We start from the raw sequence: 24683 nt of genomic DNA, 5'->3' as shown, positions 1-24683 counted from the left end.
TCCCGTAGGCATCGGAGGTACCAACCATGACAAAAACAGCCCTCAGCCTGTTCGCGGCGCTGCTGCTCTTTTTCAGCACCGCCCTTTCCGCTCAGGCAGACACCCCGTCCTTTGATGATGTAGAAGAAGGCGATCTCGGCTACGAGGAGATCATCGAACTGGCGAGAGACAATATCATCCGCGGCCTGCCGAGCGGCGATTTCGGCGTCCAGGAGGATGTGAGCCGAGCAGACACGGCGATCCTCTTCACCCGTGCGCTGGACCTGCCGGCGAGAACGGGCGCCAACCCGTTCCCGGATGTGGCAGGCGATGCATACTACGTTGATGACGTCGTCCGCAGCGCCGAGAACGGAATTTTCACCGGCGACGACAACGGCAGCTTCCACCCGTCATCCTCGCTGACGCGAGAGCAGATGGCCTCTGTGCTTGTCCGTGCCATGGAGCTCGAGGCGGCCAGCGATGCGTCCGGCGACTTCGATGATATCGACGACGCCAACCATACGCACGAAGACGACATCCGCACCCTCGCAGCAGCCGGCATCACGGAAGGCCGGCCGGGCAACCAGTTTGCCCCGAAGGATAATGTGACCCGTACCGAGTTTGCGATCTTCCTATTCCGTGCGCTCCAGGCAGAAGCCGAAGCGCCGGAAGACGAAACGCCACCGGAGGAGGAAGCACCGCCGGAGGAAGACGAGCCGACGGAACCGGCACCAGAGCCGGAACCTGCCCCGGAAGTGAACGCATCGACGATCACGACGAGTGATGGAAGCACGCTCAGCGGCACCATCTCCAACCAGAACGTATCGTTTGATTTGAGCGGGAAGAGCGACAGCACGACGTTCACCGCGGGTACGATCACCGTCGACCAGGACAGCCTGCTTGAACTGAGTGGCTTCCCGCCGATCGGAGGCATTCCCGAAGAGCAGAACTTGAGCGCCGGGGAGAATAACCTTCTGATCGCCGACGTGCTCGCAGACGAAGACATCCAGCTCGGCACCATCCGCACCTTCGCAGGAAATAACCTGGAACTGACCGGAACCTTGACCAACGCAGACGGCTCCGTCCAAGAGGTCAGCGTCACCTTCCACCTGTAGGAAGAAAAGGAGACTAACCATGGCACGACACCGGAAGAAAAAAATCATCACCATCCTCGCAGGCGGGGTCGCCGTCCTGTCCATCGCCGGCATCGTCACTGCCCAGCAGTACTACTCGGCCCAGATCGAGGAGACGCAGCTGCAGGCAGCCGAAGCCGCCGGTGCCGATCACGACAACGGCCGCAGCCTCGACGACGCCAACAGCGAAGAAGAGCGCAGCACGACCACCGTCACCGTCTTTGATGAACAAGGGGGAGCGCACGAGCTGGAAGAAGGCGGTGCCCTCCCTCCTTCGGATGACGAGGACGGGAATCCGATCCGCTACTTTGATGCCTACGGCTCGGAGATTGAAGACGTCTCGGCTTACGTCGAAGAAGAGCAGGCACGTCTCGCGGCCGAAGCATCCGAGGAAGCAGAAGCCAGCAGCGAGGCAAGCGGAGGTAGCTCTGAAGAAGGCACGACGGACGCCGATGCGACGACAAGCGCATCCGATGGAAACAGTGAAGACAGCGGTTCTCCAAGTGGAGACAGCGCGTCTAACGGAAACGGCAGTTCCGGAGCATCTTCGGACGGAAGCAGTACCTCCGGCGGCAGCAGCTCGGACAGCAGCGGCGGATCGAATGGCTCCGCCGGAAGCGGAAGCAGCGCTTCAAACGGAAGCAACTCGTCCAGCGGCGGTTCCTCCGGCACGAGTGCCGACAACATCGTCAGCACGTACGTTGGCGAGCTTGAACAGCTGCAGCAGCGCGAAAACGAGCGTCTCAACAGCCTCATTGCCGACGCAAGAGCCGACATGTCGGACGGCATGAGCCGCACCGAGCTGCAGTCGAGCTACGTCGACGAAGTGCAGCAGATGGAGCGCCAGGCCGACGCCAGGTTCAGCGACATAAAGAGTGAAATGCGCACCGCGCTCGACGAAGGCGGCCACGACACATCCAAGGCGGATGAACTCGAAGCCGTCTACGAAGCAGAAAAGGAACAGCGCCGGATCGACGCCGTCGGCGAGCTGTTCGACTAACACCGGGGCCCGTACCCGGTACATACATAATCAGGCAATAGGGACGGAAGGAAAGTGGAGGGGACTATGGAAGAGACGATCAGTCTAAGAGAAATTCTGGACACATTGAAAAAGCGCCTCGTCATGATCATCACCGTAACGATCATGGCCGTGGCCACCGCAGGCATCATCAGCTACCTGGTGCTGACACCGAGGTACGAAGCCTCCACGCAGGTGCTCGTCAGCCAGGCGGCGACAGGGTCATCCATCCTGTCATCGGCGAACCCGTTCGACACCGACAGCAGCTTCATCGACACGTACAACGTGATTCTGCAGAGCCCGTACATCCTCGACCAGGTCGAAGAAGAAGCGCAGCTCGAAGGATCCCCCGACTTGAACGTGCAGCAGGAAGGCGAGTCGCAGGTCGTGACGATCACGCTCGAAGGGACCGATCCGATCGAGACGGTCGAGACAGCCAACGTCACGGCGGAAATTTTCCAGGAAGAAATCCAGATGCTGCTAAACATCGACAACATCCACATCTTAACGCCGGCGCAGGTCGATGACGCCCTGACGCCGATCAGCCCGAATCCGGAGCTGAACATGGCGATCGGCTTCGTCGTCGGGCTCATGGGCGCCGTCGGCCTCGCGTTTCTCCTCGAATTCATGAACAACACGATCCGCACCGAAGATGACATCGAGCGGCAGCTCGAACTGCCAGTGCTCGGCGGGATCAGCGTGATGGATGAGGAAGAAGAGGATGTCGACGACACCGACAGCTTCATCGACAGCGAGCCGGAAGAACCGGAAGAGAAAGCGAGGGAGAACGTTGGCTCTTAATCTATTCAAAAAGAAGAAAAAAGACCACCTCAGCACGAAGCAGCGCAGCCTGATTTCTCATTTCGTGCCGAAGTCTCCAATTTCCGAACAGTACCGCACGATCCGGACCAACATCCAGTTCGCCGCGGCCGATACGCCGATCAAGACGATCGCCGTCACGTCGACAGCACCGGAAGAGGGCAAGTCCACGACGGCCGCCAACCTCGCCGTCGTATTTGCCCAGCAGGAGCAGCGCGTGCTTCTGATCGACGCCGACCTGCGAAAGCCGACGAACCACTACACGTTCAACGCATCGAACCAGTACGGCCTCACGAACCTGCTCACCCAGCAGGGGAATCTCGAGGAGACGGTACAGCAGACCGTACAGCCGCGGCTGGAACTGCTGACGTGCGGGCCGATCCCGCCGAACCCGGCCGAGCTGCTTGGTTCGAAGCGTATGCAGTGGCTGTTGGAGCAGGCGAGCCGCGTCTACGATGTCATCATCATCGACACGCCGCCGGTGCTTGCCGTCACCGATGCCCAGGTCATCGGCAACCAGGTTGACGGCACCGTGCTCGTCACCGCCAACAACACGACAAAGATCGAAGACGGCAAAAAAGCGAAAGAGCTCATGCAGCATGCTTCCGCCCGTGTCCTCGGTGTCGTCCTCAATAAAAAAGATAGGTCAAAAGGGTCATATTATTATTATTACGGCAACAAATAAAGAAAATACCTAGGAAGATATTCAATGACGGGTAGGTATATGTTACAATTTTTCATTATAGAACATTTTTGTAACAAAGAGGAAGGGAGTACAGACCTGTGATTGATATCCATAGTCATATTCTTCCGTCAATCGACGACGGGGCCCAGAACGAAGAAGAAGCCCTCGCCCTGGCACGAGCTGCTGAGGCAGAAGGCATCCATACAGTAGCAGCAACACCGCACCATCAAAACGGCAGCTTCGTCAACGAAGCGGCTGACATCCGGGCGAAAACGCGCCACTTGAACGACGCAGTCCAGGCCGCCGGCATCAACGTCACGATCATCCCGGGGCAGGAAACGCGCATTCACGGCGAGTACCTCGAAGAGTGGGAGAAAGGAACCATCCTCCCGGTCGGTGGCAACACCGACTACGTGCTCATCGAATTTCCGCTCGACCACGTGCCGCGCTATGCGTCCCAGCTGCTTTACGACATTCAGCTGAAAGGCCTCATCCCGGTGATCGTGCACCCGGAGCGCAACGAAGAAATCAAAGACCGGCCGAACCTGCTCTACAGCCTCGTGAAAAACGGCTCGCTCACGCAGCTCACCGCCGCGAGCCTGACCGGCCGCTTCGGCTCGAAAGCGAAACAGCTGAGTCTCGATCTGTTGGAAGCGAACCTGGCGCACCTGATCGCCTCCGATGCCCATGACACCGAGAAGCGGGGCTTTCACCTTCAAGAGGGTTACGCCGCTGTCGAGACCAAATTCAATGCCCGCTTCGTGAAACAGCTGCAGGCAAACGCCCAGCGGCTCATCCAGAACGAACGCCTGCTCATCGACCCGCCGGAACACGTCAAAAAGAAAAAGTTTCTCGGCCTCTTTTAACCAGGCCGAACCTTGTCGACAGACTAGGTACAATCATGTCGAACGGTGTCGGAATATTCCGAATTGAACGGAATGAAAGACTTGTAACAAGAGAAGTACTACATACGGGTGACGCCTTCTGCACCCCTATCACACGAGGGTACTCGGTCCTGCTGCAGGGATGCGCGCTGCGCATGCTTAGACATTCGTTGTCACAGGTGGGACGTGAGGAAGGGTTCGATGCCCTTTTTTACGGAAAAAAGGTCCGTGGCTTCACGGACCGACCGGCTGACCGCGGCGTGCCGCGGTCTCTCATGCCGGGAAGATTCAATGCCAGAGCCGTGCATGGGGGCAGGGTTCTGATATTGAATACATACTATGGAAACGAAAGAAGGGGGAATGTTCATGAGCTATCGTTCGAGATTGTCACTACTCGTCCTGGTCGATTCCGTCATCGTGCTGCTGTCGATCTTCATCGGGAACTGGCTCATTGCACCGACGGCGACGATCTGGCTGCCGGCACTCGCCGCAAGCGCCCTCGTCCTGTTTGCGAGCCACCATATCTTCGCTCATTTTTTCAAACTGTATAAGCGCGTCTGGTCGTATGCGAGCATCCGTGAGCTCTCCGCTATTTTTGCGGCGGTGACGTTCTCCGTCGCCGTCACCGGAATCTTTCAGATTCTCGCGTACCAGGCCGTCTTTTCGCGCACGCTCCTCGTCACGTGGATGCTCCACATCCTGCTGATCGGCGCGTCCCGCTTTTCGTGGCGGGTGTACCGCGACTACCAGCTGAAGGTCGACCATACGAAGCGCCGCACGCTCATCATCGGCGCGGGCAACGGGGGAACGATGGTCGCCAGACAGCTCACGTCGAGCGAAATGTCCGAGCTGCGTCCGGTCGCGTTCATTGACGACGACCCGGCGAAGCAGCAGCTGGAAATCATGGGGGTGCCGGTCGTCGGCCAGTCCGACTGTATACCGGACATCGTGCGCGATAAAGAAATTGAGCATGTCATTATAGCTATTCCTTCCCTGTCGAAACAGGGATTAAACGACATTTTTGAAAAATGTGCCCATACAAAAGTGAAAACACAGATCATGCCGTCGATGGAAGACATCATGTCCGGCCGCGTCAACGTGAGCCAGATCCGTGACGTGCAGGTGGAAGACCTGCTCGGACGCGATGCCGTAAAGCTCGAAAACGAGAAAATCGGTCAGAAGCTCTCCGGCAAAACGGTTCTCGTCACCGGCGCCGGCGGCTCCATCGGCTCGGAAGTATGCCGGCAGATTGCCCGCTTCACCCCAGGCCGCATGATCCTGCTCGGCCACGGCGAGAACAGCATTTACACCGTCGAAATGGAGATGCGCACGAAGTACCCGGCCATGCTCGTCGAAGCCGTCATCGCCGACGTGCAGGACGAATCCCGCATGTACGAAGTCATGCAGGAACACAAGCCGGACGTAGTATATCACGCTGCGGCGCATAAACACGTGCCGCTCATGGAGAAGAACCCACACGAAGCGATCAAGAATAACGTCATCGGCACAAAAAACGCTGCCGAAGCGGCGAATGCGGCGGAAGTGTCGAGTTTCGTCATGGTCTCCACCGACAAAGCGGTGAACCCGTCGAGCGTCATGGGCGCCTCCAAACGGATTGCCGAAATGATCGTGCAGCACTACGACCGCGTCAGCGACACGAAGTTTGTCGCTGTCCGCTTCGGCAACGTCCTCGGCTCCCGCGGCTCCGTCATCCCGCTGTTTAAAAAGCAGATTGCCGCAGGCGGCCCGGTGACGGTGACGCACCCCGACATGACGCGCTATTTCATGACGATCCCGGAAGCGTCCCGCCTCGTCCTGCAGGCCGGCACCATCGCGAAAGGCGGCGAAACGTTCGTCCTCGACATGGGCGAACCGGTCAAAATCGTCGATCTCGCGAAGAACTTGATTAAACTATCCGGCTTCACGCAGGACGACATCCCGATCCGTTTCACCGGCATGCGCGACGGCGAGAAGCTGTTTGAAGAGCTGCTCGGCGAAAACGAAGTCCACCAGGAGCAGATCTATCCGATGATCTACCGCGGCAAAACCCCGCCGGTCAACATCTCGGTGATTGATCAGCTTATCGATGACTACATGCTGACGTCGGATAACGACCTGCGCGACCGGATGCTGGACATTGCACACTTCAAAGAAAAGCAGCTCGCCATGGCTGCCGCGAAATAAGGGGGAGTACGACATGAAAAAAGTCAAAAAAGCCATCATCCCGGCAGCGGGCCTCGGCACCCGCTTCCTGCCGGCGACGAAAGCTATGCCGAAAGAAATGCTGCCGATCGTCGACAAGCCGACGATCCAGTACATCGTCGAGGAAGCCGTCGCATCGGGCATTGAAGACATCATCATCGTCACCGGGAAAGGCAAGCGTGCCATTGAAGATCATTTCGACCATGCGTTTGAACTGGAGCAGTCGCTCATGGAAAAAGGGAAAAACGACATACTCGAGCGCGTCCAGCATTCCTCGAACATGGTCGACATCCACTACATCCGCCAAAAAGAAGCGCTCGGTCTCGGCCACGCTATCTGGTGCGCGCGGAAGTTCATCGGCGACGAGCCGTTCGCCGTCCTTCTCGGCGATGACATCGTGCAGTCCGACGATCCGTGCCTCGGTCAGTTGATCGGCGAGTACGAAAAAAGCGGCGCGTCGATCGTCGGCGTGCAGCAGGTCGCCGACGAAGACACGAGCCGCTACGGTATCGTCGACCCGGAAAGGCAAAGCGACAACCGACTCCACAGCGTGAAGCACTTCGTCGAAAAACCGAAGCCGGGCACCGCCCCGTCGAATCTCGCGATCATGGGCCGCTACGTGCTCACCCCGGAAATCTTTGATTTTCTCGGCGAAAAACAGTTCGGCTCCGGCGGCGAAATTCAGCTGACCGACGCCATCGAAAAACTCAACACCGTCCAGCGCGTCTTCGCCTACGACTTCAGCGGACGCCGCTTTGACGTCGGCGAAAAAGTCGGCTTCGTGAAAACGACGATTGAAATGGCCATGCAGAATCCAGAGATCAAGAAAGAGCTGGAGCCGTTTTTGGAAGAAATGCTAGGACTGGTGAAAGAAGAGCAGTAAATACGAACTCCCTGCCTGAAAGGTATTTGTTTTTAGGCAGGGAAATCTTTTGAAAGATACGTAAACTAACTAAGCCATTAGATGATTAGTAGTCATTTGGTCTGTTTAAACCAAATCAGTACTAATGATCTGATCCTGATAAGGGGTGTATGTAACGATGTATAGGAAAGTAAAGCGACTTGCCGATGTAGTACTCTCAGGCGCTGGACTACTAGTCCTCTCACCAATATTTATGGGATTGATTGCTGCAATCAAGTTCGATTCAAAAGGGCCCGTTCTATTCAAACAAAAACGAGTCGGAATACATCAAAGCCATTTCCATATGTATAAATTCCGGACGATGAGCATCGACACGCCGAAAGATACCCCTACACACTTATTAGAAAACCCAGACCAATACATCACGAAAATGGGGAAATTCTTAAGGAAAACATCCTTAGATGAACTGCCGCAGATCATCAATATCCTTACAGGGAAAATGAGCATCATCGGCCCAAGACCAGCTCTTTGGAATCAATACGATCTAATAGAGGCACGAGAGAAATACGGAGCCAACGATGTAGCTCCAGGATTAACCGGCTGGGCACAAATCAACGGTAGGGACGAACTGCCAATTGATGTGAAGGCGAAGTTGGATAAAGAATACGTTAATCGATTAGGGTTATTGATGGACGTAAAGTGCTTCTTTGGCACGATTACGAGCGTTCTGAAGAGTGATGGCGTTGTTGAGGGTGGAACAATGGATTCGAAAATCGAAGAAAAAGTCGCTAGTAGCAAGGAGAATCATTATTAATGAAAAAAATATTAATAACCGGATCTAAAAGCTATGTTGGTAAGAGTGTAGAAAGCTGGTTGAAGCAGTATCCTAACGATTACTCAGTTCATGCAATTAGTGTAAGAGATAACTCATGGAAAAACCAAGATTTCTCAGAATATGATGTTGTACTACATGTAGCAGGGATAGCTCATAGGAAAGAAACAAAAGAAAACAAGAACCTTTATTATAAAATCAATCGAGATTTAACATTAGAGCTCGCTCAGAAAGCTAAAAAGGATGGCGTCTCACATTTTATTTTCATAAGTAGCATGAGTGTATATGGTATCGAAAAGGGTGTTATTGATCGACATACTAAACCGAAACCTAAGTCACATTATGGCATTTCAAAATTAGAAGCAGAAAATGAATTAATGAAAATAGGGGATGAAAGTTTCAACATCGCCATAGTAAGACCCCCAATGATTTACGGAAAAGACTGTCCAGGCAATTATGAGAAACTATCCGTACTCGCCAAAAAATCACCTATTTTTCCAGCGTATCAAAACGAGAGAAGTATGTTATACGTAGACAATCTATCAGCTAAGTTAGAGACGATTATCATCAAGCAGTCGGATGGCTTGTTTCTACCTCAAGATTACGAGTACGTCAACACGACGGGTTTAGTGAAGGAAATTGCTGAAATCAACGGGACAAATATAATATTGACTAATTTGTTTAATCCTCTAATAAAATTCGCACCTTTCTCGATCACAAAAAAAGTATTTGGTACTTTAATCTACGACAAATCAATTTCAGAACTTTGTGAAACTTTTTCTCGCGCTGAAGCAGTTAGATTATCTGAAGGAGTTAAATAGTGACTAGTTTTGACAATAAATATAGTGTGTTAATGTCAATTTATAAGAATGAAAAACCTGAAAACTTTAAAGAGAGTATTGAAAGTATGCTTAAACAAAGCATTGAACCTGATCAAATCGTTATAGTAAAAGACGGTGAATTATCGAGAGAACTTGATGAAGTGATTACATCCTACTCTTCCATTCATGAAAATAGATTTACCGTTGTCCCATTGAAGAAAAATGTAGGGTTAGGCTTAGCTTTAAACGAAGGGTTGAAAGCTTGTAGAAATGAATTGGTAGCCCGAATGGATACGGACGATATTTCATTACCTGAACGATGTGAACTTCAGTTAAACGAGTTTGAAGCAAAACAGGATTTAGTAATTTCGGGGACCAATATTGATGAATTTTATGATAGTCCTGATAATATCGTTTCATCAAGAGTTGTACCTAGTACTCATCAAGAGATATTACGATTCGGAAGAAGAAGAAATCCATTCAACCATCCTACAGTGATGTATAAAAGAAGCGTCATATTGAAAATGGGCGGTTACAAAGATTTCAGAAGAAACCAAGATTTAGATCTGTTTATCCATATCATAAATGCTGGTTATGAAAGTTCAAATCTAAGCAAGTCTTTACTCCTGTTCAGAGCGAATAGCGACAATTTGAAAAGAAGAAAGAGCTGGACCAAGTGCAGCAGCTATATTCAAATGATTTATTCGTTTTGGAGAAAAGGTTATTCAGGTTTAAATGATTTAATTATAGTAACTTTAAGTCAGACAATTATATTCATTGCGCCAATTAAATTGCTGGAGATGTTATCAGATAAATACTTAAGAAATAAAAAATAGTAGTTGAGGAACGTGAGTAATATGGGCATCGAATCAAAAGTGAACTCGTACCTCTCGAAATTCCCTTTAGTTAAAAAAGCGATGAAGAGAGTTTATCAATTTAGTATGTATGCAATCTCTAAAAAAGTGAAGTATGAAGGTGATTTAGTAAGAGTGACACCGGATGACGATTTCGAATACTTCTTTGGCTATTATGATAAATCTCCATGGGATGCAACGGATCGATACATGTTGTGCCTAAGAGTAAAAGATACAACAAAGTCAGTAGCCCCTAAGGAACCAGCTGATATCATATTAATTGATACGGAAAAAGACAATGAAATTAAGATAATTGGCAAGACCAATACTTGGAATGTGCAGCAAGGTTGTATGCTTCAATGGTTAGGACCGGATCATGAGAGTCGCATTATTTATAATGATTTTCGGGATAGTGAATATTGCTCGATCATTTACGATTTAAATACAGGTGAACAAACAGTGGTATCTAAACCTGTTTATAGTGTTAGCCCAGATGGGAGAACCGCAATAACGTTAGATTTTTCTCGTCTTCATCGGATGAGGCCGGGTTATGGCTATTCAAACAAAGCCGATTTTACAGAGGGAGTTATGTGCCCTGATGCTACATGTATATGGAAAATTGATTTAACTAATGGGGTTATTAATCCTATTCTTCAATATACTGATTTCTATGACTTTGAGCATAAAGAAGAAATGAAAAATGCCGAACATAAAGTAAATCATCTTATGCTGAACCCAAGTGGAAACAGATTTATCGTATTACACAGGTGGTATCTTGGTAATAAGAAATTCACCAGGTTAGTTTCATCTACCATTGATGGGACTGATATGTATAATTTGTTAGACGATGGCATGGTGTCCCATTGTAACTGGAAAAATGATGAAGAGGTCATTGCATATGCAAATAAGAAAGATAGTGGTAATGGGTATTATTTGATAAAAGATCAAACTCATAGTATCCATCAAATATGGGATGAATTAACTCAAGATGGACACCCTAGTTATTCACCTGATGGGAAGAAGGCAATCACCGATACTTATCCAGATAGAGCTAGAGTGTGTAAGCTTTATGTAATGGATGGAAAACAGGAAGAGATTGCAGCTAAGGTATTTGCGCCATTTAAATATGATAATGATTTTAGGTGTGATCTACACCCAAGATGGAATCGTAAAAGCACTTCAATTTGCGTTGATGCAGTTTTTGAAGGTAAAAGAAACTTATACAAAATAAATAAATGAGGGGTGATATTATGAAGGTGCTATATATAGTTTCTACACTTGCTAAGACAGGACCTACTAATCAACTATATAACATAATAAGGAGTAATCAAGACAAAAAAATAACATTGATGACAATTTCTTCTGAACCCAACGAAACACTTGAAAACGATTTTAAAAAATTGAATATCGAAATAATTCAACTTAGGCAAGGAAGGCTAAAAGGATTATTCACATTAAAGAATATGATAAAGAATCATCTTATTGCGAATACGTACGATGTAATTCATACACAAGGAATTAGAGCAGATTCTATAGTATCTAAATTAAATAAACCTAATCATGTTGCAACAGCTCGAAATTATCCTTGGGAGGACTATCCAAGTAAATTTGGGAGGATAAAAGGGGCTTTTATGGCTAGGAAACATATAAATACATTTCGTCAAACCCCATTTCCGGTAGCCTGTTCAAAAGCTCTTGAAAATAAATTATCGACTCACAATATAAAAATGAAAGTGATTCAAAATGGAGTCGACACTAGCAAATATGCCCCAGTTAATGAAAAGTCAAAGTATAAAATGAGAGAGGAATTTGGTTTTATAAAAGAAGAAGATATTTTCATTTCAGTTGGATCAATTATTCCTAGAAAGAATATGGGGGTTATTTGTGAGCAATTTAACAGGGCAAATTTAGAGAACACAAAACTGTTGATAGTTGGTGGAGGTCCTTTATTAGAAAATTTGAAAGATAAGTGGTCAGGTAACAGTAGTATAACTTTTACTGGAGAGGTAAAAGATGTGAGAGAATACTTAATGATTAGTGATATTTTTGTTTCGAGCTCGTATTCCGAAGGATTACCTAACACCGTTTTAGAAGCAATTTCAATGGGATTACCTTTAATATTATCAGATATTGGCCCACATCTTGAGCTAAAAACCGATAAATACACAACGTATTTTTCGAATGAGAATCCGAACAGTTTAAAACATGGTTTGAGTGACGCTTTACACAAATACAACTTTATATCAAATAGTGAAATCCATAATTATGCAAAAGAGAGGTTTTCATCGAAGATAATGTCTGATTCGTATTTTGATTTTTACAACATTGTTAGAGAAAGTTGTATGACAAATGAAAAATAAGAATGTAACAACTAAAACAAGTTATTATAACTTTATCGTATTATCATTATTTATAATTATGGTATACAATTTTACATTAGTCACAAACGTAAGAGGATACGGTGTGAATACGGAACAAAGTCATTTGGGGTATGTTTTTTTAACTATACTCATAATATATTTAACGCTAAAATTATTTACTTATGGAAAAAACGAAGTCTTTAATTCGAAATTAAAAATTCAAAGTGAAGTTATATTGTTATTTTTTGTATTGTTATTTTTTATGGTGTTACCATCATTATTTTATCCTGACAGTTTCAGATTCGTATCTGTAATCATATTTTTTAATTTAGCGATTTTATTAATGGTTTTTCTATATTTGCATACTATCAATTTTAATAGAGATAAGAGTACTGAAGATCTTGGAAGGTTATTTATAGTGATATCTGTAATTTCATTAATTTTTGCTGCTCTTTTATATACTTTAGGTGAGTTACAGTTAATTAATAACAATTTTTATCAATTAAAAGAGTACCCGAGATTATATGGATGGTATGGTAATCCTAATCGATTCGGATCAGCGGTTGCAATCGGTGTTATTTCATCGATCTTTATTAGTGGATTTTTAAAAAACAAAAAAACATGTATCACCAATAAAATATTGATTATTTTTTTATTAATAGGAGTCGTTCTATCGGGCAGCAAGGGGGCTCTAGTCTCATTAATTCTAGCTTTAGCGTTCTATGTGATAAGCACTATACAGCTAAATAAAAAGATGAAAAAAAAACATTTAGTATTTATATTCCTTTTTACAGGAGTCTTGATTTTATTAATCTCTCGAATGGATAATATTTTCTCTGATAGATTCGTGAACGAAATTGTAAGGTTAGATAGCCTCGATAATCAAAGGTTTGATATATGGATAAATACTTTTGTGATTTTAGACAACAATTATTTATACAATACAATATTCGGGAATGGATATGGGTATTTCCAGGATTATATTGGAAGATCCCCCCATAATTCGTATATTAGATGGTTAAGTGATTTTGGATTGCTTTATCTATTAATCTTTGCTTTATTTATTCTATCAATTATTAGAAATTTGACAATCCGAAATAAAGGGGATATTTTTCTTCAAAGCCTAATAATATATTTGCTCACGCATCAATTGTTTACTCAGAGTATCTTTCAAGTACGGATAGAAGGTATATTATTTATAGTAATTCTTGGAATAGTTATTTTTACTAAAAACAACATGAAGGTGAAGCAATGAAAATCTATTATTTCTCAAATTCAATAATACCATCGAACCAAGCAAATACGGTGCATGTAATGAAAATGTGTAATGCGCTTAGTGGATTAGTTAACGGAGTTATATTATATGGAAGGCAAGGGGAAGTAAACTTTTCGAATAAACACGTAAAACAACAATATGACGTAGATGGGGATTTTGAAATAGTTAGAATCAACCAAAAATTCACAAGGAAAACAGGTAACTTACAATACTTGTATACTCTGAATAAAATCATGAAGGATCCAGAAAAAGATGATGTTTTTTATGGCAGAGATTTGTTTAGTTTATTTATGCTAAGAAATAAGGGAATATCAATATTTTATGAGGCTCATGCGTTTCCTTTTTCTAAACTCAGAGTAAACATGGAAAGGAAATTAGTTAAGTCCCCTAATTTCAAGAAATTAATAGTGATTTCTGAATCTTTAAAGAAGAAGTATATAAGAGAATTTCCAAATTTGACTGATGAAGATATATCGGTTTTGCACGACGGAGCAGATATCACTGAAATAGAAGTTAACGCTAAATTTAAGGATAATAATTTTAATGTTGGTTATGTAGGTAGTCTGTATCCAGGGAAGGGTATGGAGATTATATTAGAATTATCAAAAATAATTCCTGATGTTAAGTTTCATATAATTGGAGGCAGCGTTAAAGAAATTAAAGATTGGAAGGATAAAATTACAAATCAAAGCAATATAATTTTCTATGGGCAAGTACCATTCGATCAAACTGAGAGTTACAGACAAGCTATGGATGTATTAATAGCACCTTATTCTAATAAGGTCTATTCAAAAGGTAATCAAGAGATTACTCAATGGATGTCTCCGCTCAAATTATTTGAGTATATGGCTTCTCAAAAACCAATAATAGCATCTGATATACCGGTTATTAGAGAAGTTCTAAATAAAGACAATTCATTTTTGTGTCATCCAAATAACTTAGATTGCTGGAAAGATAATATTAATTTAATTAAAAATAAATCAGAAGAAAACATAGAAAAGAAAGTAAGAAACGCATATGTTGATTTGGTGGATAATTATACATGGTCTGCAAGAGCCGTAAAGTTAAAAAGAATACTAGATTTTGTAGTAGGAAAGGTTTAGTTGGGACGTATGAGAACAAAAATGATTTTTACAAGTGATTTTGTATATGAGATCCCTCTTAGCTTCAAAGGATATAAGAAAATTATGGCTAAAAAAGATGGAATGCAGAAGGCTTTTAACGACGCGAGGTGGAGTCCGTTTGTTCCTTATAATAAAGGACAACTGATTTTGACAACTGAAAAGGGCCAAACAATAAACTATGTTGAGGTACAAGGATTTGAGGGAGTTTGCGATTCGATTATTACTAATAACAAATCAGCGGATACATACAGTTTTTTTGAAATATTAAATTTTAATCAATTATTTTCAGTATTAAATGTTAATTGTAAAGAAAGAAAAGAGATTAAAATCAAGTCTTCCTCAATTTATTTGCCACTAACATCAGCTCATGGTGACTTGCATATAGGTAATATAATAAAGAATAAAAATGGTGGATATAGGCTCATTGATTGGGAGTATTTCCAAGAAAATAATTCATATGTGCTAGATATTATTCATCTTTATGTTAGAAAAGAATGTGAGGAAATAAATGATAGTTGGGTAAATGTTATAAAGGGTATTAATTTTAATAAATATAAAAAAATAATAGATTTAATGAATCGATTTTCAATTACTTCAAATCAAGTAAAGTTTGCTTATGTTTTGAATAGAGCTATATTAGAATTAAACAAACAAGTTATATACAAAGGGGATTTATCGAATCAAAAGAGGACAAAATATATCAAGGCTATAGATTATGCATTGTCTCTTTGAATAGGAGGATCAAATGTTTACAGTAGTAATCCCGACTTATAATAGAGAAGATAAATTGGAGTTAAACGCAAACAGATTGAATGATCAAATATATTATCCGGACGAAATTTTAATAATTAATAATGGGGATAAGCCCTTATCCAATAAAATTAAATTAGAGAATTTTAAAAATGTTCGTGTGATTGAGACAGTTGTAAGTGCAGGTGTTTCACAAGCAAGAAATATAGGTGCCACTGTTGCTTCTAATGAATGGATAGCGTTTTTAGATGATGATGATTCGTGGGATGAAAGATATCTTTTCGAGGCGAATAAAACAATCTCAAGCAACCCAGAAGTCATTAGTGTTTTAGGGAAAAAAGTAATTTATGACGAGGAAACAAAGAGCAGAAGAGATTATAAATCACCTAAAGGAAAACTAGCACTAGAAGAGCTGTTTATAAAAAACCCAGGTATTGGGGGGCCGAATACGATAATAAGAAAAAAAGAATTCTTAGGTTTAGGCGGGTACGATATAACATTAAAAACGAGTGAAGATAAATCTTTGATTATTGATCTAATTATGAAAAATGGAGACAACGCTGTTATTGTAAATGAGAAAATGATTGCTCTTATTCATAGGGATGGTGGTGAAAGGTTGACTGACCCAAAAAATATGATGATCGGCATAAATAATTTTATAAAAAAGTATGAAATGAAAATGAGTAGAAGTCAGATTTATATGAATAAATATAAGATAGAAAGATACCGAATGAGAGTTAGTGACAAATTCAATCCATTACTTTTGATGAAAGTAAGTTTATTTAAATTAATCAGTATTTTAAGTAGGTGAAAATTTGAGGGTATATATTCACACAATAAATGGACTGTATTTATATAATAAGAGTTCCATATTTAAGCACTTTAAAACATTGAAAAAATACGGAAATCCTATAATTTCAGTAAATTATAACAGGAATAAGTATTTTAGAGAAATGGAATATTTACTAAAAATAATAATTATTTTGACGACTTTTTTTGTTATGAATTACATAAAGAAAAGCAATAAATATATTTCTTGTGATTTGCAAGGAGATTTTTTGATCAAAGTGAAACCTTCGGGTATAAAAGTATTTAACCCGGAAAAAGGATATGTATTAACAGAATATAGCACTAAAATGCCGGACAGTACATTTATGAATATAAAAGAAAGGGTGGAGAAAGCCAGTAAGTATTACTTTACACCCGGCTTAAGTTTTATCAACAAAATTAATAGGGCTGTTATAAAGGAAAAATTTATTAACGCAAGAAAAATTGATCAGACTAAAGAGGAAAATAGACGGTTGTTTTGGGATAAGTATTACTCTGTTCAAATAAAGAATAATAAATTAGTTACCGCATCCTTGTACTATGTTGAATTAATTAATTCAATTAAAGAAAATAGTGAGTTAATCAATGATAAAGATATAAGTTATCAAATTAATTTATTCCTAAGTAATATAAAAGACGAGGTAGAAAATATTGATGACATTTACATAAAGATTGGAGATTCTCATGGAGATCTTACTGACTCGAATATATATTCAGATGGGGATCATATATATGTTATTGATTGGTTATATTATAAAAAAAGATGGATTTTACACGATCTCATATATTTTTTCTTAAGGACAGATATAAAATCTTGTCCTGAAAGTATCACAAAAAATATAATAGTAAACACTTTATCCGAAAAATCAATTGTTTGTAATAATAATATAATAAGCGAGGAAATTGAAATTTTACGTAATAATTTGCATTTGTTCGATATTTTTAAATGTGAATTGATTGAAGCAAGGCTATCTGGTTTATATGAAATGATTGAGGAAAATACAGAGTATGAAACTGCTAAAAAGAAAGTGATGATTTGGTTTGATGCGTTAAAAAAAATTTAGTGATAGTAGCAGAAGATTATCTGGTTAATAGAATGGATTGATTAGTATGAGCAATGATGATAAACCTAACAACTTTAATCGTAAAATAGCAAGTGGACTCTTATGGAATAGTATTATGGTTATGGTGAGTCAAGGATCTAGTATTCTTGTGAAATTAATTTTAGCGAGATTATTAGTACCCGAATATTTTGGATTAGTTGGAATGGCTGTTGTCTTTACTGGTTTGTTCAAAGTAATTAATGACTCGGGATTTAAACCTGCTCTCATACAGAGAAAATCGAATCAATTGAACGATACCCATTTTAGTACCGTTTTTTGGTTTTCAATATTATTTAGTCTTGCTTTATTTACTCTAGTTATTTTTGGGATTGCTCCATTTACAGTTTGGTTTTACAACGAGCCCGAACTATATACAGTTACAATTGCTTTGTCAGTTGCGTTATTGATTAACCCCTTGAACTTAATTCATCGTGTGATTCTTACCCGAGAACTTAATTTCAAAAAAATAGCTACTGCAACATCAACTGCAACAGTTATAGCGAGTCTCATTTCTATTATTTTAGCTTTATTAGGAGCAGGTATTTGGAGTATAGTTTTTCAAAGTGTAGCCATCCCCTTGATAACCGTTCCGTTTTTATGGGGTGCGACTAAATGGAAGCCTAAGTTTATTTTTTCAATTAGTGCTTTAAGAAGCATATTTAACTTTAGTATTTATACTATGGGAACGTCAATTATTTATTTTTTCAGGAATAACGTAGATTATTTATTAATAGGAAAATTACTAAGCCCCCATGCAGTGGGACTTTATACAATTGTATTTCTGATAACTGAAACCACTAGATCTAAGATATATTCAATAATTAATAAAGTCATGTTTCCAATATATAGCAAAATTCAAGATGATAAACTTCAGTTAAAACAATATTATTTAAGTACTACTAAATATAATGCTATAGTCACTTTTCCTTTTTTTGTGTTTCTTATGTTTTTTTCTTATGATATTTTGAACATTTTTATAGGTGAGTTATGGATTGATGCTGCTTTTTCACTTTCGATTCTGTCACTTGCCAGTATTATTTTTGCAATAGCTGGAACTCCGTCAGAAATATTGAAGGCGATTGGTAAGCCTAAATATAGTTTTAGAATAATGTTATTTAATACATTACTCATTGCAATTCCCTTGCTTTATGCAGGAATAACCTATTTCGGGATAAATGGTGCGGCAGTGGCAACACTTATTCATATCACAATATCAAGAATAACTTTTCAAAAATACATGAACAAATTTATTGGCGTTAATATACAAGATATAGCAAGAGTTCTAGTACTCCCTTTATACGCAAGTCTAATTCCTGCGATTTTAATAAAGGTAATAATAATAGTTTTAGAAATAAACATTGGCGTATATTCATTTATATTTATTACTGTTTTATTTACTACGAGTTACTTTGCGTTTGTATATGTGAAAATAAAAAATGAAATTATAAATATTTATAAGATGAGTAGGGATGAAAATGGGGAAAATAAAAGTGTTAAGAAATTTATTTGAAGAAATGAATAAAAATAAACTTGATTATTTCATTTTAACTAATTTTTTTAATCTTAATAAAAACGGTGATATTGATTTATTTGTATCCAAAGAAAATAAAAAGCAATTTTTAGCTATATTGAATGAGCAAAATTGGTTGAAAAGAACTGAACCGTCAAATTATAATTTTCGAGACTTTTATTATTTTTTTGACAATAATGAAGTGATTTATTTAGATGTGAAATTTGAATTGCTTTTCATGGATAAAAAAAATAAAATGTTCTTCCCCAAGAAAAGCGTTGATGAAATTTTACTGAACACTTCATTAAACTGTGATTTCGCAAGGGTCCCGCAACCTACTGACTCAATCGAATTATATCTAGCGCATATATTTTATGAAAAACAGAAAGTCGAACAGAGGCATTTAGAAGAATTATTATCGCTTTTAAAATATAGTTCTGAAAAAAAAATAATTGATGAAAAGTTGAATGAATATTATGAAGTATATGAAAAAATGAAGGATGGTAAAGACGTTGATTTAAAAAAATGGCTTTTAGAAAAAAAAGATTATTCACCTTTCCAAAAGAAAGATAATTACGGATTCGGTTATAAAGTCATAATTTTAGGAACTGATGGTACAGGTAAGACGACTTTGATCAAAAATATAAAGAAAAACCTTCCTGTGAAGATGAAAAGTTTATATTTAGGGACTGGTGATGAAGGCTGGGAAATTAGTGCGATTTCAGCCTTAAATAGAAATATCAAAGGTAATGTTGGGAAATTAATATTTAGATCTTCTGTATTACCATTTGAACTATTATTACGAGTTTTAAAAGGGAGAAGGAATGCAAAATATCGTTTAGTTCTTATCGATAGAATTCCAGGATGGTCAAAGATGTCAAATAGTAAAATTGTAAAAATTATATACAATAATATTCTACCAGAACCAGATTTGATTATTCTTCTTACAGGTGATTCAGATGTATTATTTAAGAGAAAAGGAGAAAAAGATATTTCAAGAATAGAAGAAGATAATATAAAGTTTAAAAAAATAGCTAATATGTTCGATTGTGGAGTTGTAGAGATTGATACGACTAGAAATGGTGAGGTGGAAGCAGAAAGAATTGCAATAGATGCAATTATAAATGAAAGTGCATTTAAAAATAGATTATTTGAACGAATATAAATATTATATTTGTTCTCAAAAGAAAGGTGTAGACTATTTTGATATTAATTACTGGCGCAGCAGGCTTCATTGGCATGTATTTATCAAAACGCTTAATGGACGGAGGTCAACTAGTTATCGGTGTCGATAGTATTAATGAATATTATGACACAAAGTTAAAGAAGGATCGCCTTGCTTACCTAAAGAAGTATGATGATTTTTCTTTTTACCAAGTAGACCTTGCTGATCGAGATGGTTTTAATCAAATCTTTGAATACAATAAGATTGATGTCGTCATTAACCTAGCAGCGCAGGCAGGTGTTCGCTATAGCATTGAGAACCCGCATGCCTATGTAGATTCAAACCTCGTTGGGTTTGTGAATGTCCTTGAGGCTTGCCGTCATTATGACGTGAAGCATTTGATTTACGCATCTTCCAGCTCGGTTTACGGTGCGAATCAAAAGATGCCTTTTTCGACAACGGATGAAGTGAATCACCCGGTAAGCTTGTATGCAGCAACAAAAAAGTCCAACGAGCTGATGGCTCATACATATAGTCACTTGTATAACATCCCGACAACGGGACTTCGTTTCTTTACGGTTTACGGGCCGATGGGGCGACCGGATATGGCGTATTACTCGTTTACGAATAAAATCGTCAACGGCGAGCCGATCCAGATTTTCAACAACGGCGATATGATGCGGGACTTTACGTATATCGATGATATTGTCGATGGTATTGTGAGGCTGCTGGATCAACCGCCGCAGGGGAATCCGGACTTTGACCGGGAGCGTCCTGTAGCGAGCGAGAGCTACGCTCCATACAAGGTGTATAACATCGGGAACAATCAGCCGGTGAAACTCATGGACTTTATTGAAACGTTGGAGAAGCACTTAGGCATGGAAGCGGAGAAAGAGTATCTGCCGATGCAGCCGGGGGATGTGGAAGCGACGTATGCGGATATTGATGAACTGAAGCGGGATACCGGTTTTGCACCGACGACGACCATTGACGAGGGACTTGGGAAGTTCGTAGCCTGGTACAAGGATTATTATAATGTAAAGTAAAGGCGCTCTTCGGAGGGTCTTTTTTATTTTGTAAGGAGGAGTAAACATGGCGAATATCGCAGTGGCAGGTACAGGGTACGTCGGTCTCGTGGCCGGCGTTTGTTTTGCGGAAAAGGGACACCAGGTGATGTGTGTCGATATCGACGAAGCGAAGGTGGCCCTCATGCGGAGCGGCGTCTCGCCGATCCATGAAGACGGACTGGAAGAGTTGATGCAGAAAAACAACGATGCAGGGCGCCTGCAGTATACGACGGATTATCAGGCTGCGTATCAGCAGGCGGATGCCGTCTTTATCGGTGTCGGGACACCGGAGCAGGCGGACGGCTCGGCGGATCTCACGTACATTGCGACCGTCGCGCGTCAGATTGCGGAATCGGTCGAGCACGACTGCCTCGCCGTCGTGAAGTCCACGGTGCCGGTCGGAACGAACGACAAAGTGGAGCAGTTTATCGAAGATTTTCGCGTGAACGACGTGCATATTGAAGTAGCCTCCAATCCGGAGTTTCTCGCGCAGGGGTCGGCGGTGAAAGATACGCTGCAGGCGGAGCGGATTGTTATCGGTACGGAGAGTGCTTGGGCTGAGCAGCTGCTGCAGGATATTTACGAGCCGTTTGAACTGCCGATCGTCTCGGTGAACCGCCGGTCAGCGGAAATGATCAAGTACGCGTCCAATGACTTTCTCGCGCTGAAGATTTCGTACATGAACGACATTGCGAATCTTTGTGAACTCGTCGGCGCTGACATTCAGGACGTGGCGGAAGGGATGAGCTTTGATGACCGCATCGGGCAGAAGTTTTTGAACGCCGGGATCGGGTATGGCGGCTCCTGCTTTCCGAAGGATACGAAGGCGCTCGACTACATCGCAAAGCAGAACGGCTACGAGCTGCAGACGGTGCAGTCGGCGATCAACGTGAACGAAAACCAGAAGACGATGCTGTATCAGAAGGCGAGTAAGCGTCTCATTACGTTCAACGGCCTGAAGGTCGCAGTGCTGGGTCTGACGTTCAAGCCGGGAACGGACGACCTGCGTGAGGCCGCATCACTCGTTAACGTGCCGAAGCTCTTAGAGCAGGGAGCCGACATTTACGCGTTCGATCCCGTCGGGGCCGACAACTTCGCGAAGGTTCACCCGGAAGGGCAGCACGGCAAAGGGCGCATCACCTATACGGCTTCCGCAGCAGACGCGCTGCAGGATGCAAACGTCTGCTTTATCTTCACCGAGTGGGGAGAAGTAAAGACCGTCAACCCGGAGAGTTACCGCGCCTGGATGCGCACGCCGCTCGTCTACGACGGCCGCAACATCTACAGCCCGGATAGCATGCAGGCAGCAGGGGTAGAATACCACTCCATCGGCCGCCGCCCCGTCACACGCGAGCAGCAGAAAGTGCAGGAGCAGCTGGCAGCGCTGAAGAAGTAGGCGGCAGGTTTGCATAGAGGAATAGCATGGCTGGCCGTCCTCAGCTGGATGGGACTGATCTTCTTTCTCTCCCACCAGCCGGCCTCCGCCTCCAGTGAGTGGAGCAGTGGCGTCATGCAGCTGCTGGTGGAGACAGGGGGGGATGCTGAAGCTTGGATATGTCTCTTTTGATATCGACGGACTCCACGGCTTCGTTCGTAAAGCTGCTCATGTGACGATTTAGTTCGTGCTGGGTATCCTCGTTGTGCATGCGCTGAAGCAAAGTCGAGCCCGACGCCCTGGCTGGACCGCGCTGATCATCTGTGTTGTCTACGCCGCCTCGGATGAGTACCATCAAACGTTCATCCCGGGTAGGTCCGGCGAAGTTAGCGATGTTGTGATTGATGGGATAGGTGCCTTTGTTGGGATTAGTTTTTATTTATTAATACGAAAGCGGTGGAGTTCCGGTGCCTGACAGGTGCCGGAATCTTTAATTTAATCAGTTATGTGAAGTGTTGAGCATATTTTAATGAAGACGATTGTTGGTAATGAAGACTCAGTTTCTCGGGTGGAGTTGCACCTCTTATCCATTGCTCACTATAGGAAGCATTATATTTATAAAAGATATTTAACTAGTTCGTTTCCCTGTTTGTGTAGGGAATTGTCATGTGACACATTTGAGACTTTCTTTGAATAAAAGATTTATATAATAGGAATTTAAGGAAAAAATAAATTATTTATGGAAAATCATACGGTTAAATAAAGATTTGATGTATAATTTGATAAAAAGGAGGGGTTCTATGGTCGCATTAATTGGCTTTCTAGCAATTTTGTCTGCATTAGTAGGGTTTATATCTTTAATTGTTAGCTTTATATTCAAAAAAGAGAAAAAGCGCAGTCTGATAATTATTGGAGCAAGCCTGGTAACTCTTTTCTTAATGGCGGCTATTACACCGTCTGAACCTGAGAATATTACTGTAGATGAAAATGATTTCACTACTTATGCTGATGAAAATGAGAATGATTCATGGGAAGAAGAAATCATATTTAACGAAAACGAAGAAGAAACAGAGGATACGGAAACATTTATCCATCAAGTTGCTAGTGACATTGACTTCCTTACGGATAGTGAAATTGATTTGAGCGAAGATAATCATGCATGGGACGTGGTGGAAAAGCTCGAGGAAGAAATTTTGGAAGGTAATCCTGACTTAGATTTCAATCCAGTCGATTCAAGAGAGATAGAAAAAAACATTGAAGATCATCAAGGTGAAAAATATGAGATCGGTGGCGATGTGGTAGATATCTACCAAGATCAATCACTCATTGGAGATACAACATATATTCATATAGTAGACGAAAATTATAATGACTCTATTTTTTTACTCTATAAGCATGTAAATGACGTTTTATCTAATGATAATATCACTTTGAAAGGAATTCCTATTGATAACTATCATTTCGAAAATCGTGGAGGTGGAACGACATTCGCTACCTTCTATATAGGAGTAGGTGTCAATTAAGTGCTGGATTGTAATAACTTTTAGTTCATTCATAATCGTTCTAAGATTCTTGAGTAAGTTGTGATTGATGATCTCCTATGAAAAACTATTAATGGAAAGAAAGTGCTGATGACAACGATTGAAATTTATTGACTCGCATCTGCATGAACAGCTCAATCTCCAGTAGCTCGGCGACATCGTCCTGTTGCACCCGAATTATTTGTCCCGGCGCTTCAAGCAGGAAGTCGGCCTCCTTCTTGAAGAAGGGAGAAAATGTCTTTCCCCTTCTCCAAAACCGGAAGGTTGGAGAAAGAAGGGTTAAAGCTTGTGCCGATCATACATAGTACTTGCCGTGGTAACGGGGGCTAACAAAGCTTTCAGTGAAACAATTTCGCGAAAAAGGCGGCCGGTGGCGGACGAGCATAGCTGAAGAGACTGCAGCATCTTAATCGTCGGTGCGTCCTTGCTTGATGAATAGCATGCTATTGGTTTGAAAGGAGAAAAGCACATATCCCCGTCAGTGGGACATGTGCT

The 24683-nt window shown here is 42.3% G+C and carries 24 protein-coding genes; all 24 read left to right on the top strand.

The annotated features are described in order from the left end of the window. Positions 1 to 26 precede the first annotated feature (26 nt). The 24 genes from G477_RS0113235 (at position 27) to G477_RS0113125 (ending at position 24170) form a co-directional block, all read left to right on the top strand. On the top strand, positions 27 to 1094 hold the full coding sequence (locus tag G477_RS0113235; protein ID WP_026698345.1) for an S-layer homology domain-containing protein: 1068 nt from the start codon (positions 27 to 29) through the stop codon (positions 1092 to 1094). A gap of 19 nt (positions 1095 to 1113) precedes the next feature. After that, on the top strand, positions 1114 to 2112 hold the full coding sequence (locus G477_RS19660) for a hypothetical protein (protein WP_035212038.1): 999 nt from the start codon (positions 1114 to 1116) through the stop codon (positions 2110 to 2112). A gap of 66 nt (positions 2113 to 2178) precedes the next feature. Further along, the gene (locus G477_RS0113225) at positions 2179 to 2931 is read left to right on the top strand and encodes a YveK family protein (RefSeq protein WP_026698344.1); all 753 of its coding nucleotides are present in this window, start codon (positions 2179 to 2181) and stop codon (positions 2929 to 2931) included. Then, on the top strand, positions 2921 to 3634 hold the full coding sequence (locus G477_RS0113220; protein ID WP_026698343.1) for a CpsD/CapB family tyrosine-protein kinase: 714 nt from the start codon (positions 2921 to 2923) through the stop codon (positions 3632 to 3634). The genes G477_RS0113225 and G477_RS0113220 overlap by 11 nt, the downstream gene beginning before the upstream one ends. Positions 3635 to 3732: 98 nt before the next feature. Continuing rightward, positions 3733 to 4500 carry a tyrosine-protein phosphatase gene (locus G477_RS0113215; protein WP_026698342.1) on the top strand — a complete coding sequence of 256 codons (768 nt, stop codon included), beginning with the start codon at positions 3733 to 3735 and terminating at the stop codon, positions 4498 to 4500. 384 nt (positions 4501 to 4884) lie between these two features. Further along, the gene (locus G477_RS0113210; RefSeq protein ID WP_026698341.1) at positions 4885 to 6702 is read left to right on the top strand and encodes a nucleoside-diphosphate sugar epimerase/dehydratase; all 1818 of its coding nucleotides are present in this window, start codon (positions 4885 to 4887) and stop codon (positions 6700 to 6702) included. Between the two features lie 13 nt (positions 6703 to 6715). After that, a complete protein-coding gene (gene galU, locus G477_RS0113205; RefSeq protein WP_026698340.1) occupies positions 6716 to 7603 on the top strand; it encodes a UTP--glucose-1-phosphate uridylyltransferase GalU in 888 nt (295 codons plus the stop codon). Between the two features lie 157 nt (positions 7604 to 7760). After that, complete coding sequence (locus G477_RS0113200; RefSeq protein WP_026698339.1) at positions 7761 to 8396, top strand: sugar transferase; 636 nt, start codon at positions 7761 to 7763, stop codon at positions 8394 to 8396. Then, positions 8396 to 9235, top strand: a complete 840-nt coding sequence (locus G477_RS0113195) for an NAD-dependent epimerase/dehydratase family protein (RefSeq protein WP_026698338.1) — start codon at positions 8396 to 8398, stop codon at positions 9233 to 9235. The genes G477_RS0113200 and G477_RS0113195 overlap by 1 nt, the downstream gene beginning before the upstream one ends. After that, a complete protein-coding gene (locus G477_RS0113190) occupies positions 9235 to 10071 on the top strand; it encodes a glycosyltransferase (protein ID WP_245575522.1) in 837 nt (278 codons plus the stop codon). Before G477_RS0113195 ends, G477_RS0113190 begins: the two co-directional genes overlap by 1 nt. Positions 10072 to 10092: 21 nt before the next feature. Continuing rightward, positions 10093 to 11328, top strand: coding sequence for a TolB-like translocation protein (locus G477_RS0113185; RefSeq protein ID WP_026698336.1), 1236 nt, complete (start codon positions 10093 to 10095; stop codon positions 11326 to 11328). 11 nt (positions 11329 to 11339) lie between these two features. Continuing rightward, entirely contained in the window at positions 11340 to 12449 is a 1110-nt protein-coding gene (locus tag G477_RS0113180; protein ID WP_026698335.1) for a glycosyltransferase, read from the top strand. 103 nt (positions 12450 to 12552) lie between these two features. Beyond that, a complete protein-coding gene (locus tag G477_RS0113175; protein WP_026698334.1) occupies positions 12553 to 13704 on the top strand; it encodes an O-antigen ligase family protein in 1152 nt (383 codons plus the stop codon). Continuing rightward, entirely contained in the window at positions 13701 to 14828 is a 1128-nt protein-coding gene (locus G477_RS0113170; RefSeq protein WP_026698333.1) for a glycosyltransferase, read from the top strand. Before G477_RS0113175 ends, G477_RS0113170 begins: the two co-directional genes overlap by 4 nt. Then, the gene (locus G477_RS0113165; protein ID WP_026698332.1) at positions 14829 to 15581 is read left to right on the top strand and encodes a phosphotransferase family protein; all 753 of its coding nucleotides are present in this window, start codon (positions 14829 to 14831) and stop codon (positions 15579 to 15581) included. It abuts the gene before it with no gap. Positions 15582 to 15594: 13 nt separating this feature from the next. Continuing rightward, positions 15595 to 16410: a glycosyltransferase family 2 protein gene (locus G477_RS0113160; RefSeq protein WP_026698331.1), complete on the top strand. Its 816-nt coding sequence runs from the start codon at positions 15595 to 15597 to the stop codon at positions 16408 to 16410. 247 nt (positions 16411 to 16657) lie between these two features. Continuing rightward, positions 16658 to 17491 (top strand): hypothetical protein, encoded by an 834-nt coding sequence (locus G477_RS0113155; RefSeq protein WP_156897356.1) that lies wholly within the window; start codon positions 16658 to 16660, stop codon positions 17489 to 17491. A gap of 46 nt (positions 17492 to 17537) precedes the next feature. Further along, positions 17538 to 19040 carry a lipopolysaccharide biosynthesis protein gene (locus G477_RS19655; protein ID WP_051288024.1) on the top strand — a complete coding sequence of 501 codons (1503 nt, stop codon included), beginning with the start codon at positions 17538 to 17540 and terminating at the stop codon, positions 19038 to 19040. Beyond that, on the top strand, positions 19000 to 20205 hold the full coding sequence (locus tag G477_RS0113145) for an adenylate kinase family protein (RefSeq protein WP_026698329.1): 1206 nt from the start codon (positions 19000 to 19002) through the stop codon (positions 20203 to 20205). The genes G477_RS19655 and G477_RS0113145 overlap by 41 nt, the downstream gene beginning before the upstream one ends. Positions 20206 to 20240: 35 nt before the next feature. After that, complete coding sequence (locus G477_RS0113140; RefSeq protein ID WP_026698328.1) at positions 20241 to 21251, top strand: NAD-dependent epimerase; 1011 nt, start codon at positions 20241 to 20243, stop codon at positions 21249 to 21251. 46 nt (positions 21252 to 21297) lie between these two features. After that, positions 21298 to 22668: a UDP-glucose dehydrogenase family protein gene (locus tag G477_RS0113135; protein ID WP_026698327.1), complete on the top strand. Its 1371-nt coding sequence runs from the start codon at positions 21298 to 21300 to the stop codon at positions 22666 to 22668. A 9-nt stretch (positions 22669 to 22677) separates the two neighbouring features. Then, positions 22678 to 22839 (top strand): VanZ family protein, encoded by a 162-nt coding sequence (locus G477_RS21480; protein WP_205622342.1) that lies wholly within the window; start codon positions 22678 to 22680, stop codon positions 22837 to 22839. Between the two features lie 55 nt (positions 22840 to 22894). Continuing rightward, positions 22895 to 23122 carry a VanZ family protein gene (locus G477_RS21475; RefSeq protein ID WP_084406256.1) on the top strand — a complete coding sequence of 76 codons (228 nt, stop codon included), beginning with the start codon at positions 22895 to 22897 and terminating at the stop codon, positions 23120 to 23122. 325 nt (positions 23123 to 23447) lie between these two features. After that, positions 23448 to 24170 carry a hypothetical protein gene (locus G477_RS0113125; RefSeq protein WP_026698325.1) on the top strand — a complete coding sequence of 241 codons (723 nt, stop codon included), beginning with the start codon at positions 23448 to 23450 and terminating at the stop codon, positions 24168 to 24170. Positions 24171 to 24683: the final 513 nt, after the last annotated feature.

Origin of the sequence: Alkalicoccus chagannorensis DSM 18086 (assembly GCF_000429725.1) — a bacterium.
GTDB lineage: Bacteria > Bacillota > Bacilli > Bacillales > Salisediminibacteriaceae > Alkalicoccus > Alkalicoccus chagannorensis.
Note: the sequence above shows the minus strand (reverse complement) of the source record. Positions and strands in the feature narration are given on the sequence as shown.

Excerpts from the sequence above, each read along its gene's own strand:
- G477_RS19655 (WP_051288024.1), top strand. The coding sequence starts at position 17,538 with ATGAGCAATGATGATAAACCTAACAACTTTAATCGTAAAATAGCAAGT.
- G477_RS0113180 (WP_026698335.1), top strand. The coding sequence starts at position 11,340 with ATGAAGGTGCTATATATAGTTTCTACACTTGCTAAGACAGGACCTACT.
- G477_RS0113145 (WP_026698329.1), top strand. The coding sequence starts at position 19,000 with ATGAAAATGGGGAAAATAAAAGTGTTAAGAAATTTATTTGAAGAAATG.
- G477_RS0113200 (WP_026698339.1), top strand. The coding sequence starts at position 7,761 with ATGTATAGGAAAGTAAAGCGACTTGCCGATGTAGTACTCTCAGGCGCT.
- G477_RS0113135 (WP_026698327.1), top strand. The coding sequence starts at position 21,298 with ATGGCGAATATCGCAGTGGCAGGTACAGGGTACGTCGGTCTCGTGGCC.
- G477_RS0113185 (WP_026698336.1), top strand. The coding sequence starts at position 10,093 with ATGGGCATCGAATCAAAAGTGAACTCGTACCTCTCGAAATTCCCTTTA.
- G477_RS0113225 (WP_026698344.1), top strand. The coding sequence starts at position 2,179 with ATGGAAGAGACGATCAGTCTAAGAGAAATTCTGGACACATTGAAAAAG.
- G477_RS0113170 (WP_026698333.1), top strand. The coding sequence starts at position 13,701 with ATGAAAATCTATTATTTCTCAAATTCAATAATACCATCGAACCAAGCA.
- G477_RS0113195 (WP_026698338.1), top strand. The coding sequence starts at position 8,396 with ATGAAAAAAATATTAATAACCGGATCTAAAAGCTATGTTGGTAAGAGT.
- galU (WP_026698340.1), top strand. The coding sequence starts at position 6,716 with ATGAAAAAAGTCAAAAAAGCCATCATCCCGGCAGCGGGCCTCGGCACC.
- G477_RS0113160 (WP_026698331.1), top strand. The coding sequence starts at position 15,595 with ATGTTTACAGTAGTAATCCCGACTTATAATAGAGAAGATAAATTGGAG.
- G477_RS0113125 (WP_026698325.1), top strand. The coding sequence starts at position 23,448 with ATGGTCGCATTAATTGGCTTTCTAGCAATTTTGTCTGCATTAGTAGGG.
- G477_RS0113235 (WP_026698345.1), top strand. The coding sequence starts at position 27 with ATGACAAAAACAGCCCTCAGCCTGTTCGCGGCGCTGCTGCTCTTTTTC.
- G477_RS0113210 (WP_026698341.1), top strand. The coding sequence starts at position 4,885 with ATGAGCTATCGTTCGAGATTGTCACTACTCGTCCTGGTCGATTCCGTC.
- G477_RS19660 (WP_035212038.1), top strand. The coding sequence starts at position 1,114 with ATGGCACGACACCGGAAGAAAAAAATCATCACCATCCTCGCAGGCGGG.